This window comes from Streptomyces sp. NPDC059989, from assembly GCF_042736975.1.
Taxonomy (GTDB): domain Bacteria; phylum Actinomycetota; class Actinomycetes; order Streptomycetales; family Streptomycetaceae; genus Streptomyces.
Genome location: NZ_JBHWUO010000103.1, coordinates 1 through 12,096 on the forward strand (window position 1 = coordinate 1; position 12,096 = coordinate 12,096).

Consider the following 12,096-nt stretch of genomic DNA (forward strand, 5'->3'; position numbering starts at 1 on the left):
GGAGAGACGATGAGACTGACGGGAAACCCCCAAACCCTCCCTGATGCCCCCCACTTGAATCCCGACCCCCGAAGCCACCGCCCAGCAAGCCGACCGTCCCACACGGGAACCCCGCCGACCCCCACCCCCACCCCCGCCCCCAAAACCCCCTGGCCCCCACACCACCCACCCCCCAAGATCTCCCCATGAGCGTTTCTTTCGAGGTGTCCGGGTCGGCCCAAGGGCCCGCCGTCGTCCTGTTGCACTCCGGCGTCTGCGACCGGCGTATGTGGGACCCCCAGTGGGAGCCGCTGGTCGAGGCTGGATTCCGCGTGGTTCGGCCGGACTTGCGGACCTGTGGGGAATCGCCCGCCGCGCAGGGTCCGTACAGCGACCACGGCGATGTCGTCGCCCTGCTGGACCGGCTCGGCATCGAGCGCGCCGCGCTCGTCGGCTCCTCCTATGGCGGGCGGGTCGCCCTGCAGGTCGCCGCCCTGCACCCCGAGCGGGTTGACCGGCTGGCCCTGCTCTGCGCCGGGCGTCCCGGGCACCGGCCCGGTCCGGAGGTGAGGGAGTTCGGGGCCGCCGAGGACGTGTTGCTGGACGCCGGTGACCTGGCGGGCGCGGCCGCGCTGAACGCCCGTACCTGGCTCGGACCGGACGCCGACGAGGCCGCGCACGCGCTCGTACGGGCCATGCAGCTGCGGAACTTCGAGAACGTCCTGGACGTCACCGAGAGCCATGAACTCCCCGAACCGGAGATCGACCTCGCCGCCGTCGCCGCCCCGACCCTCGCCGTCGGCGGTGCCCACGACCTCCCCGACTTCCGCCGCATCGCCGCCGAGCTCCCGACCCTCATCCCCGGCGCCCGCCACGTGGAACTCCCCTGGGCGGGCCACCTGCCCTCGCTGGAGCGCCCGGCCGAAGTCACGGACCTGCTGTTGGAGTTCCTCCACCCGACCCAGTGACAGCATCCGGCGATCCGGTGATTCGGTGACCCGGTGATCTGCTGATTCACGAACAGCCACGAAGCCGAAGGGGCGGTGCGCAGCTCGCGCACCGCCCCTTCGGCGTGTCCGCCGGACCACCGTTCGCCGTTCGCTTGAACCTGTTCAAAAAAGGCTCTACAGTCAGCACTGTCAGGCAATTGAACACGTTCAAGGGGGCTGAGGGCAATGGACCTCACCGTGGTCGCGTACGTCATCTACCTGCTCATCAGCATCGGGCTCACCGTCTGGGTCGCCCGTACGCTCAGCCGAAACGGCCGCGTCTTCATCGGCGACGTCCTCCAGGGGAACGAGAAGCTCGCCGACGCCGTCAACCAGCTCCTCGTCGTCGGGTTCTACCTCGTGAACATCGGCTTCGTGACCCTCTACCTGCGGTCGGGCGAGGACATCGTCCAGGCCCGCGACCTCTTCGAGGCGCTGTCGGTCAAGCTCGGCGTCGTACTGCTGGTCCTCGGGGTCATGCACCTCGGGAACGTCTGGGTCCTCAACAGGATGCGCCGCCGGGGGATCATGGAGCGGCAGCAGACCCCGCCCGTCGCCCCCCAGGGGTGGACCGCTCCGGCCGGGGCCTGAGCGGTGGCGGCCTCGGGAGCGGTCCGGCGGCTGACGGTCCTGTACGACGCGAGCTGCCCGCTCTGCGTCCACATCCGGTACTGGCTGCTCGCGCAGCCATGGCTGGTGCCGCTGCGGCTCATCCCCGCCGCCTCCTACGAGGCGCGGTGGCAGTACCCGCGGCTCGACCACGCGGCGACGCTCCGGGAGATCACCGTCATCGGGGACTCGGGGCAGGTGTGGACCGGGACCGACGCGTTCATCGTGTGCCTGTGGGCGCTGGTCGAACACCGGCCGAAGGCCAACTGGCTCGCCACTCCGGCCGGTCGGCCCTTCGCCCGGGCGGCCATGTACACCGCCGCGAAATGGCGGGAGGCCGTGCGGACCGAAGGGCAGCCTCAGGGGCTTGAGGAACCGGCCTGTGACGACCAGTGCTCCGTCCCCCGATAGGCTCGTGCACCGTGACTGATCAGAAGGCTCCCAAGAGCGAGCAGACCCGCACGCTCATCCTCGAAACCGCGCTCCGGCTCTTCCAGGAGCGCGGCTTCGACAAGACGACGATGCGGGGTATCGCGAAGGAGGCCGGTGTCTCGGTCGGCAACGCCTACTACTACTTCGAATCGAAGGAACACCTGGTCCAGGGGTTCTACGACCGGATCGGCGCCGCCCACCAGGCGGCGGTCCGGCCCATCCTGGACAACGAGACCGATCTGCAGAAGCGGCTCGCGGGCGTACTGACCAGCTGGATGGACATCGCGGCCCCGTACCACGAGTTCGCCTCGCAGTTCTTCAAGAACGCGGCCGACCCCGAAAGTCCCCTCAGCCCGTTCTCGCCGGAATCCGAGACGGCGCGGCAGGCGGCCATCGACATCCACCGCGAGGTGCTGGCGGGGGCGAAGACCAAGGTGCCGGCGGAGCTGGCCGACGTACTGCCGGAGCTGATGTGGCTCTCGCAGATGGGGCTGGTCCTGTACTGGGTCTTCGACCGTTCGCCGAACAGCGAGAAGACGCGCCGGCTCGCGGAGCGCGGTGCGCAGCTGACGACGCGGGGCATCGTGCTGGCACGGTTCCGGGTGCTGCGGCCGCTGGTGCGCGAGGTGCACGAGCTGTTCGCGGACTTCCTGCCCGGTATGGCCCAGACGGCCACGGCGGGGGCCCGCAAGCGGGCTTCGGACCCGGACCCGGATCCGGGCCTGGACCCGGACCCGAAGCCCGGTCCGGCCTAGGCCTGGTACGAAGCCAGTTCGACCACGGTGATGTCGGACGGCGCGCCCACGCGGACCGGAGGGCCCCAGGCGCCGGCTCCGCGGGACACGTAGAGCTGGGTGTCTCCGTAGCGCTCCAGGCCGGCGACGGTGGGGTTGGCGAGTTCGGCGAGGTAGTTGCCGGGCCAGAGCTGGCCGCCGTGGGTGTGGCCGGAGAGCTGGAGGTCGACGCCGTGCTTGACGGCGTCGTGGATGACGACGGGCTGGTGGGCGAGGAGCACCGCGGCCCGGCTTCGGTCGCGGTCGCCGAGGGCGGCCTGGAAGTCGGGGCCGTGGCCCTCGCTCTCGCCCGCGATGTCGTTGACTCCGGCGAGGTCGAAGTGCGGGAGCGGGCGGCGGGCGTTCTCCAGCGGGGTCAGGCCGAGTTCGCGGACGTGGTCGACCCACTGCTGGGCGCCGGAGAAGTACTCGTGGTTACCGGTGACGAAGTACGAGCCGTGGCGGGCGCTGAGCCGGCGTAGCGGCTCGGCGGCCGGGCCGAGGTCGTGGACGTTGCCGTCGACGAGGTCGCCGACGATGGCGATGAGGTCGGGCTGGGTGCGGTTGACGGTGTCGACGATGCGCTGGGTGTGGGCGCGGCCGAGGACCGGGCCGAGGTGGACGTCGCTGACGACGGCGATCCGGAAACCGTGTGCCGCGCGCGGCAGTTTGGCGAGCGGCACCTGGACGCGGCGGACGCTGGGGCCGCGCAGGACTCCGTGGGCCCCTGTCGCGACGGTCCCGAGGGCCACGGCGGCGGCCGTCCCGCCGACCGTGCGCGCGACGAACCGACGCCGGGTCAGGTCGGGGGCCGCCGCGGCTCCGTCGGGGGTTGCCGGGGCGCTGGGGGCGGGGCCGGGGTCGGGGGCCGGGGAGGGGCCGGAGGCGGGCTGCATCAGACCCGCCGGCGCGTGGAGCGCGGGGTCCGGAGCGGAGCCCCGGTCCTCCCCCGAGGGGTCCCGGTGGGCCAGACGGCGGAGCAACAGCGCGCGGATCGGCTCGGCGACCAGCATCGTCAGGGTCAGGTACAGGAGTACCGCGAGCCAGAGGAACCCCGGCCAGGACACCGCCTGCTGGAGCAGGAAGGGCGCGCCCGCGCGGCCCGCGGTCAGTGCGGCCACGGAGAGGAGGGGCAGCGCGATGGTCAAGGCCGTACCGATGCGGCGGGGCAGGCCGCCGGGGGCCGTGGTGTCACGGACCAGGCGGATCCAGAGCCAGCGGTGGACCAGTACGAGGAGGGCGAGGACCGCCAGGGCGATCACCGCGAAGATCACGATGCTCATGCCGCGGCACCCGCGCCGGAGCCGCTGTCCGAGCCGCTGCCCGAGCCCGCGCCCTTGTCCGTACCGGATCCCGTATCGGAGCCCGCGCCCGCGCCCGCGCGTGATTCCCGCCGCAGGGCCCGGACCCCGCGCAACCCGATCACTCCGACGGCCGTCCCCAGGAGAAAGGACGACACCGCGAGCGTCAGGTGCACCCAGAAGTAGGCCGTGGGGTCGCCCGCCGCATCGAATGCCAGGCCACTGCCGTTCTTCCACAGGTTCCGGACGAAAGACACCCAGATGAACCAGCTCCACACTCCGAAGGCGAGCAGGAACCAGGAGGCGGTACGGCTGAGTCTCATGCCCCCAGTATCGGATCCGTCCCCAGGACGGACGCGCTCGGGTGGGCTGTCCCGGCAGTGGTTCTACCGAATTGGCCGGTCCGTGACGGCATACAGCCCATCGGGATGTACTTTCACCTGCGTGTCTGCCAAGAAGACCGCGCTGACGGTCCTTTCCGCCGCACTGCTGGTCCCCGCCATGCTCGTGGCCCCCGCGCACGCCGCGCCGAGCCCGCCGGCCGACGGGAAGGGCCAGCCCGGCAAAGCCCCGGCAGCGCCCGCGCCGCCCGCCTCGATGTCCACGGTCGGCGGTTCGCTCCTCGGCCAGCCGGGCACCCAGGTGAACCTGCTGCCCGGCGCGCCCGCCCTGCCGGCGAACCTCACCGGGCGGTCGTGGATCGTGGCGGACGCCGAGTCCGGTGAGGTGCTGGCGGCGCACAACGCGCACTGGCGGCTGCCCCCGGCCTCCACCATGAAGATGCTCTTCGCGGACACCGTGCTGCCCAGCCTGCCCAAGGACCAGGTGCACAAGGTCACCGAGCAGGACATGGACGGCGTCGGCCCGGGCAGCAGCCTGGTCGGGGTCAAGGAGGACCTGGAGTACTCCGTCCACGACCTGTGGCTCGGGGTGTTCCTGCGGTCGGGCAACGACGCCGTGCACGTACTTTCGGCCATGAACGGCGGCATCGACAAGACCGTCAAGGACATGCAGGCGCACGCCGAGGAGCTCCAGGCCCTGGACACCCACGTGGTGTCCCCCGACGGCTACGACGCCCCGGAGCAGGTCTCCAGCGCGTACGACCTCACGCTGATCGCGCGCTCGGGGCTGCAGAAGCAGGACTTCCGGGAGTACTGCGGCACGGCCGAGGCGAAGTTCCCCGGCAGGCAGGAGGCCGGGAAGCCGCGGGAGCACTTCGAGATCCAGAACACCAACCGGCTGATGACGGGCGCGGGCGGCATCTCCCCGTACAAGGGCATCGCCGGGGTGAAGAACGGCAACACCACGATGGCCGGCTCCACCTTCACCGGCGCCGCGCAGCAGGGGGCCAGGAAGCTGCTCGTCACGGTGATGAACCCGGGCGCGGGCGGCGTCAACTCGGTGTACGAGGAGACCGCCGCGCTCTTCGACTGGGGGTTCGCGGCGGCCGGGAAGGTCAAGCCGGTGGGTGAGCTGGTGCCGCCGAAGAGCGCGGACACCACCTCGCACGGCTCCCCGGCCCAGTCCCACGAGAACAACCCGTCGGCGGCGGGCAAGGACTCGGGCGGGGTCGGGACCGCGCTCGGTGTCGCGGGCGGCGCGCTGGCGGTCCTGGCGGGCGGCGCCTTCGTCGTCAACCGGCGCTGGCCGCGGGGCCGGCGCAGCCGGGGCGAGGACCTGGTCTAGGCGGCGGGGGGCCGGTCTGGGCGGCGAGGGGCCGGTCTAGCCGGCGAGGGGCCGGTCTAGCCGGCGGGGCCCGGTCTAGCCGGCGGGGGCCGGTTCCGGGGTGCGGCCCGGTTCCGGGTCCTGCGGGGCCTCCGGGTCCTCCTCGCCGTCGTCGTCCGCGTCGTCGCGGGTCGCCGTCCAGGCGGCGACGAAGAGCAGCAGCTTCGACGTGAAGTTGATCCACAGCAGCAGGGCGATCGGCGTGCCGAAGGCCCCGTACATGCTCTTCGCCGCGACCTCCCGCATGTAGCCGCTGAGCAGCAGCTTCAGCAGCTCGAAGCCGACGGCGCCGATGAGGGCCGCCTGGAGCAGGCGGCGGCGCGGGGGCTCCACGCCGGGCAGCAGGGTCAGTACGTAGAGCAGGAGCACGAAGGCGGCCAGGACGCCCACGGCGAAGGCGGCGGCCCGCAGCAGCCCGCCGCCCGCGCCGTGCTGCGGGATGCCCAGCCAGTCGGCGGACTTCCCGACCGCGCTGGCCCCGAAGATCGAGGCCGCGGCGGAGGCCAGGCCCACCCCGCCGAGCCCGAGGAGGACGAGCCCGTCCTTGCCCTTGCGGACGACGGGGTTCCCTTGGTCCTCGTCGTCCTTCTCCCACACCGCGCGCAGGCAGTCCCGCATCGAGCCCACCCAGCCGATGCCGGTGAAGAGGAGGATCGCGCCGGCGACGAGCCCGACCGTGCCCGCGTTCGCGACGAGCCCGTCGATGTCGAGCTGGTCGGAGATGCCGGGGACCTGTTCGGCGAGGTTCTTCTCCAGCCGGTCCAGCTGCTCCTCGCTGAGCAGCGCCGCGCCCACGGCGGCGGCCACGGTGATCAGCGGGAAGAGGGCGAGGAAGCTGATGAAGGTGATCGCGGCGGCGAGCCGGCTCCAGTGCACGCGGTCGAGACGCTGGTACGAGCGCCACGCGTGCGTCCGCATCAGACGGGCCGCGAGCGACCCGATCACCGGAAGTTTCGTCAGCCAGTCCATGAGGTCACCGTAAATGAGCCGCCGGAAATAGCCGGGATTGCCGCTTTTGGAGACTACGGTCGTCGATTGTGACTTTTCGCGAAGGGCGCCCGATGGGTCGCCCGTTCCACACCCTGGTCCTGCGCAGGCTCCGATTCCGCACGCACCGGGCCCTGCGCCCACTCCGTCAGGAGGGGCGTACGGCCGCTTCCGCCGCGGTGTCGGTGCGCGAGCCGGGCTGCGCGGGGACACCGGTGGGGACGGTCCCGAAGGGGTACTCGCGCAGCTTGCGCCAGACCCCGTCCGAGCCCTGCTCGTAGAGCGCGAAGCCCTCGCAGACCCACTCGGCGGCGTACTCGGCGAGGGTCGAGTACGCCAGGTCCATCGCCTCCTCGGAGATCCCGTGGGCGACCGTGACGTGCGGGTGGTACGGGAAGGCCAGCTCGCGGCTGAGCGGCCCCTGGGGGTCGCGGACCTCGGACTGGAGCCGGGTGCAGCCGGGCGCGCCCTCGACGACCTGGACGAAGACGACCGGCGAGAGGGGGCGGAAGGTTCCCGTGCCGGCCAGCCGCATCCCGAAGGCGTGGAAGGCGGCGGCGACGGCGGCCAGGTGGGCGCGGATCGCCGGGAGCCGGTCCGCCTCCACCTCGGTGGGCGGGACGAGGGTGACATGCGTGGGGATGCCGTGCGCGGCGGCGTCCCCGAAGCCGGCGCGCAGCTGCTGGAGCTGGCTGCCGTACGGCTCCGGGACCGCGATCGAAACGCCGAGCGTTACGGTCCCCACGTATCTCTCCTCCGCTTGTGTCTGTGGACTGCCGAGATGGAGTGCAGTCGCCCCAGTGTGGGGCCGACACCCCCCGTCTCGCCAGGGCCCTCGGTCCGTCAGTGCTTCCGTGGTGCTTCCGTCAGTGCTTGGCGGGCAGGAAACCGAGGTGGTCGTACGCCTGTGCCAGGGTCTCGGCGGCGACCGCACGGGCCTTCTCCGCGCCCTTGGCCAGGATGGAGTCCAGCGTCTCGGGGTCGTCCAGGTATTCCTGGGTGCGCTGCTTGAACGGTGTGACGAAATCGACCATCACGCCGGCCAGGTCGGTCTTCAGCGCGCCGTAGCCCTTGCCCTCGTACTTGGCCTCCAGGGCGGGGACCGTCTCGCCCGTGAGGGTGGAGTAGATCGTGAGCAGATTGCTGACGCCGGGCTTCTTCTCGGTGTCGAAGCGGATCTCGGCCTCGGTGTCGGTGACCGCGCTCTTGATCTTCTTCTCGGTGACCTTGGGCTCGTCGAGCAGGTTGATCAGGCCCTTGGGGGACGACGCGGACTTCGACATCTTGATCGCCGGGTCCTGGAGGTCGTAGATCTTCGCGACCTCCTTGACGATGTGCGCGGCGGGGAGGGTGAAGGTCTGGCCGAAGCGCTGGTTGAAGCGCTCGGCCAGGTCGCGGGTCAGCTCGATGTGCTGGCGCTGGTCCTCGCCGACGGGGACGGCGTTCGCCTGGTAGAGCAGGATGTCGGCGACCTGGAGGATCGGGTACGTGAACAGCCCGACGGTGGCGTTGTTGGCGCCGCTCTTGGCGGACTTGTCCTTGAACTGGGTCATCCGGCTGGCCTCGCCGAAGCCGGTGATGCAGTTCATGACCCAGCCGAGCTGCGCGTGCTCGGGCACGTGGCTCTGGATGAAGAGCGTGCAGCGCTCGGGGTCCAGGCCGGCGGCGAGCAGCTGCGCGGCGGAGAGGCGGGTGTTCGCGCGGAGATCCTTCGGATCCTGCGGCATGGTGATCGCGTGCAGGTCGACGACCATGTAGAACGCGTCGTGCGTCTCCTGGAGGGCGACGTACTGGCGGATGGCACCGAGGTAGTTCCCGAGGTGGAACGAACCGGAGGTGGGCTGGATGCCGGAGAGCGCGCGAGGACGATCAGAAGCCATGGGCTCATTCTCTCAGGTGCGGGGGCGGGCTCGGGCCCGCCGCTGGCCGGAACCTTCCGGGTCGCGACGGCGCCGTCCGTGCCGTGCCGGGGTACCGGGCGGTAGCGGTGCGTCCGGATCTTGCCTCGGCCGAGCGACCGCTTTCCGCCGTTTCCGCGGCGCGGGGCTCCGTGGGCGCTGCCCCCGGCCTCGCGCCGTCGCCGGCGGGCTGGGCTCGAGGGTGCCGCTGCGCGGAGCTTCGCGGGCGCTGCCCGCACCCGCGCCTCAATCGCCGGCGGGGCTGAACGGCCCCGCGGCGGCTGCGCCCCGCACCCGGCGCCTCCGGCCAGGCCGCGCCCTCAAACGCCGGGCGGGCTGGAATCGCGCTCCGCGCATCCAGCCCGCCCGACGGCAGCAGCCACATCCAGCCCCGCCGGCGCTTGAGGCGCACCCACCCGGCCGCGCCGGCCCGACGGCAGCGGCCACATCCAGCCTCGCCGGCGTTTGAGGCGCGGGGTCCGGGGCGGAGCCCCGATCCGTGAGCCGCAGCCGACCGCAGGTCAGGACAGGGGGAGGCCCGGGGCCGGGAAGGCGGCCATCAGGGAGGCGACCTCCGCGCGGACCGCGGCCAGGGCCGGCTCGTCACCCTTGCCGGCGGCATCCACGGCACGGGCGATCCAGTCCGCCACCACCGGCATGTGCTCCGTCGTCAGCCCCCGCGACGTCAGCGACGGCGTACCGATCCGCACCCCCGAGGGATCGAACGGCTTGCGGGGGTCGAACGGGACCGTGTTGTAGTTCACCACGATGCCCGCGCGGTCCAGCGCCTTGGCCGCCACCTTGCCCGGCACGTCCCGCGAGGTCAGGTCCATCAGGATCAGGTGGTTGTCCGTACCGCCCGAGACCAGGTCGAAGCCCCGCGCCAGCAGGGCCTCCGCCAGCGCCTTGGCGTTCGCGACGACCGCGTGCGCGTACGCGGTGAAGGACGGCTGCGCCGCCTCGTGGAGGGCCACCGCGATGCCGGCCGTCGTCTGGTTGTGCGGGCCGCCCTGGAGGCCCGGGAAGACCGCCTTGTCGATGGCCTTCGCGTGCTCCTCCCGGCACATCAGCATCGCGCCCCGCGGACCCCGCAGGGTCTTGTGCGTGGTCGTGGAGACGACGTCCACGTGCCCCACCGGGGACGGGTGCGCCCCGCCCGCGATCAGGCCCGCGATGTGGGCCACGTCCGCGACCAGGATCGAGCCCGCCTCCTCGGCGATCGACGCGAACGCCGCGAAGTCGATCGTCCGGGGCAGGGCCGTGCCGCCACAGAAGATGATCTTCGGGCGCTCCGCCAGGGCCAGGTCGCGGACCGCGTCGTAGTCGATCAGGCCGGTCCCGGGCTGGACCCCGTACTGCACGCCCCGGAACCACGAGCCCGTCGCCGAGACGCCCCAGCCGTGGGTCAGGTGCCCGCCCATCGGCAGCGCCATGCCCATGACCGTGTCGCCCGGCTTCGCGAAGGCCAGGTAGACCGCCAGGTTGGCCGGCGAGCCGGAGTACGGCTGCACATTGGCGTGGTCCACGCCGAACAGGCCCTTCGCCCGCTCGATCGCCAGGGCCTCGACGCGGTCGATGTTCTGCTGGCCCTCGTAGTAGCGGCGGCCGGGGTAGCCCTCGCTGTACTTGTTCTGGAGGACCGTGCCGGAGGCTTCGAGCACGGCCGCGGACACGTAGTTCTCGCTCGGGATCAGGCGCAGGGTCTCGGCCTGGAGCACTTCTTCCGCCGCGACGAAGGACGCCAGTTCGGGGTCGGTCGCGGAAAGGGCGGGATGGCGGCGCGCGTTCACGGCGGCTCCTCCGGGGTCGATGTCAGATCTCGTCCCCGCGAGGCCCAGGCGAGCGGCCCTGTATGCGGTCGTGCGCGCACGACTCCCCCGGAGTTCGTTCTCCGTACGCCAGTCGCCGTGCGTACTCGTCACCTTAGCGGGCGCGCCACGAGAAAGGTTTCTCCGCCCGATATACGAGCGAGGATGGACAGTGACGCCACCCTCGTCACAGGCCTGACGGACGATCGGAGACCCCGTGTCGACAACTGCTGATGCCATCCGCTCCGCCGACGCGCACAGCGCGCACACCTACCACCCGCTGCCCGTCGTCGTCGCTTCCGCGGAGGGCGCGTGGATGACCGACGTGGAGGGCCGCCGGTACCTGGACATGCTCGCCGGATACTCGGCGCTCAACTTCGGGCACGGCAACCGCCGCCTGCTGGACGCCGCCCGCGCGCAGCTGGAGCGGGTCACGCTCACCTCGCGCGCCTTCCACCACGACCGCTTCGCCGACTTCTGTACCGAACTCGCCGCGCTCTGCGGCAAGGAGATGGTGCTGCCCATGAACACGGGCGCGGAGGCGGTGGAGACGGCCGTGAAGACCGCCCGCAAGTGGGGCTACGAGGTCAAGGGCGTCCCGGACGGGCACGCCAAGATCGTGGTCGCCGCCGACAACTTCCACGGGCGGACGACGACCATCGTCTCCTTCTCCACGGACCACGACGCGCGCGACCACTTCGGTCCGTACACGCCGGGCTTCGAGATCGTCCCGTACGGGGACCTCACCGCGCTCGCCCACGCGGTCACCGAGAACACCGTCGCCGTGCTGCTGGAACCGATCCAGGGCGAGGCGGGGGTGCTGGTGCCGCCCGCCGGTTACCTGAGGGGCGTACGGGAGCTCACGCGCGAGCGGAACGTGCTCTTCATGGCGGACGAGATCCAGTCGGGGCTGGGCCGGACCGGCAAGACCTTCGCGTGCGAGCACGAGGAGGTCGTCCCTGACGTGTACATCCTCGGCAAGGCCCTCGGCGGCGGTGTGGTGCCGGTATCGGCGGTCGTCGCCGACACGGACGTGCTCGGGGTGTTCCGGCCCGGTGAGCACGGGTCCACCTTCGGCGGGAACCCGCTCGCCTGCGCGGTCGCCCTGGAGGTCATCGCGATGCTCCGGACCGGGGAGTACCAGCAGCGGGCCACCGAGCTCGGCGACCACCTGCACCGGGAGCTGGGCCTGCTGGTCGGCGGGGGCGCGGTGACCGCCGTACGGGGCCGGGGCCTGTGGGCCGGCGTGGACATCGACCCGGCACGCGGGACGGGCCGGCAGATCTCCGAGAAGCTGATGGAGCGGGGCGTACTGGCGAAGGACACCCACGGCTCGACGATCCGGCTGGCCCCGCCCCTGGTGATCTCCAAGGAGGACCTGGACTGGGGCCTGGACCAGCTCCGCGCGGTGCTCACCGCCTGACCCGGTTTCGGCAAAGCCGAGTGTGCGGCGGGGCGCCCGCCCCGCCGATTTCGACGGGGCCGGGTGTGTCACGGGGCGCCCGGCCCGCCGGTTTCGACGGGGCCGGGTGTGTGGCGGGGCGCCCCCGCAGGGCGCCGAACGCAACAAGGCTGCCACTCTCCGACCCCTGGCC

General features: G+C 71.9%; 11 protein-coding genes, 1 pseudogene and 1 riboswitch. Of the genes and pseudogenes, 6 read left to right on the forward strand and 6 right to left on the reverse strand.

Going from position 1 to position 12,096, the window contains the following annotated elements:
* Window positions 1-185: 185 nt before the first annotated feature.
* The 4 genes from ACFWBN_RS38925 (at window position 186) to ACFWBN_RS38940 (ending at window position 2,764) form a co-directional block, all read left to right on the forward strand.
* Window positions 186-947 carry an alpha/beta fold hydrolase gene (locus ACFWBN_RS38925; protein WP_385186339.1) on the forward strand — a complete coding sequence of 254 codons (762 nt, stop codon included), beginning with the start codon at window positions 186-188 and terminating at the stop codon, window positions 945-947.
* A 207-nt stretch (window positions 948-1,154) separates the two neighbouring features.
* On the forward strand, window positions 1,155-1,559 hold the full coding sequence (locus tag ACFWBN_RS38930; RefSeq protein WP_385186342.1) for a hypothetical protein: 405 nt from the start codon (window positions 1,155-1,157) through the stop codon (window positions 1,557-1,559).
* 3 nt (window positions 1,560-1,562) lie between these two features.
* Window positions 1,563-1,988, forward strand: coding sequence for a thiol-disulfide oxidoreductase DCC family protein (locus ACFWBN_RS38935; RefSeq protein ID WP_385186345.1), 426 nt, complete (start codon window positions 1,563-1,565; stop codon window positions 1,986-1,988).
* 11 nt (window positions 1,989-1,999) lie between these two features.
* The gene (locus ACFWBN_RS38940; RefSeq protein WP_385186348.1) at window positions 2,000-2,764 is read left to right on the forward strand and encodes a TetR family transcriptional regulator; all 765 of its coding nucleotides are present in this window, start codon (window positions 2,000-2,002) and stop codon (window positions 2,762-2,764) included.
* Here ACFWBN_RS38940 and ACFWBN_RS38945 read toward each other — a convergent pair.
* Window positions 2,761-4,065: a metallophosphoesterase gene (locus tag ACFWBN_RS38945; RefSeq protein WP_385186351.1), complete on the reverse strand. Its 1,305-nt coding sequence runs from the start codon at window positions 4,063-4,065 to the stop codon at window positions 2,761-2,763. The two genes, ACFWBN_RS38940 and ACFWBN_RS38945, sit on opposite strands and share 4 nt — an antisense overlap.
* A 104-nt stretch (window positions 4,066-4,169) precedes the next feature.
* Window positions 4,170-4,406 (reverse strand): annotated as a pseudogene (locus ACFWBN_RS38950) (SCO4848 family membrane protein); the annotation flags it as partial.
* Between the two features lie 121 nt (window positions 4,407-4,527).
* Between ACFWBN_RS38950 and ACFWBN_RS38955 the strand changes: the two are divergent.
* Window positions 4,528-5,769, forward strand: a complete 1,242-nt coding sequence (locus ACFWBN_RS38955; protein ID WP_385186354.1) for a D-alanyl-D-alanine carboxypeptidase family protein — start codon at window positions 4,528-4,530, stop codon at window positions 5,767-5,769.
* A 75-nt stretch (window positions 5,770-5,844) separates the two neighbouring features.
* Here ACFWBN_RS38955 and ACFWBN_RS38960 read toward each other — a convergent pair whose 3' ends face one another.
* From ACFWBN_RS38960 to glyA, 4 genes are all read right to left on the reverse strand, one after another.
* Complete coding sequence (locus ACFWBN_RS38960; protein ID WP_385186357.1) at window positions 5,845-6,777, reverse strand: YihY/virulence factor BrkB family protein; 933 nt, start codon at window positions 6,775-6,777, stop codon at window positions 5,845-5,847.
* A 166-nt stretch (window positions 6,778-6,943) separates the two neighbouring features.
* Window positions 6,944-7,540, reverse strand: coding sequence for a 2'-5' RNA ligase family protein (locus ACFWBN_RS38965; protein WP_385186360.1), 597 nt, complete (start codon window positions 7,538-7,540; stop codon window positions 6,944-6,946).
* A 121-nt stretch (window positions 7,541-7,661) separates the two neighbouring features.
* Window positions 7,662-8,675 (reverse strand): tryptophan--tRNA ligase, encoded by a 1,014-nt coding sequence (trpS, locus tag ACFWBN_RS38970; RefSeq protein ID WP_385186363.1) that lies wholly within the window; start codon window positions 8,673-8,675, stop codon window positions 7,662-7,664.
* Window positions 8,676-9,214: 539 nt separating this feature from the next.
* Complete coding sequence (gene glyA, locus ACFWBN_RS38975; protein WP_385186366.1) at window positions 9,215-10,483, reverse strand: serine hydroxymethyltransferase; 1,269 nt, start codon at window positions 10,481-10,483, stop codon at window positions 9,215-9,217.
* Between the two features lie 35 nt (window positions 10,484-10,518).
* Window positions 10,519-10,609, reverse strand: a riboswitch (ZMP/ZTP riboswitch).
* A 109-nt stretch (window positions 10,610-10,718) separates the two neighbouring features.
* Between glyA and rocD the strand changes: the two genes are divergently transcribed.
* Entirely contained in the window at window positions 10,719-11,924 is a 1,206-nt protein-coding gene (gene rocD, locus ACFWBN_RS38980) for an ornithine--oxo-acid transaminase (protein WP_385186370.1), read from the forward strand.
* Window positions 11,925-12,096: the final 172 nt, after the last annotated feature.

Bases quoted from the DNA above. Each gene is read 5' to 3' on its own strand.
- ACFWBN_RS38925 (WP_385186339.1), top strand. From the start codon at position 186: ATGAGCGTTTCTTTCGAGGTGTCCGGGTCGGCCCAAGGGCCCGCCGTC.
- ACFWBN_RS38930 (WP_385186342.1), top strand. From the start codon at position 1,155: ATGGACCTCACCGTGGTCGCGTACGTCATCTACCTGCTCATCAGCATC.
- ACFWBN_RS38945 (WP_385186351.1), bottom strand. From the start codon at position 4,065: ATGAGCATCGTGATCTTCGCGGTGATCGCCCTGGCGGTCCTCGCCCTC.
- ACFWBN_RS38960 (WP_385186357.1), bottom strand. From the start codon at position 6,777: ATGGACTGGCTGACGAAACTTCCGGTGATCGGGTCGCTCGCGGCCCGT.
- trpS (WP_385186363.1), bottom strand. From the start codon at position 8,675: ATGGCTTCTGATCGTCCTCGCGCGCTCTCCGGCATCCAGCCCACCTCC.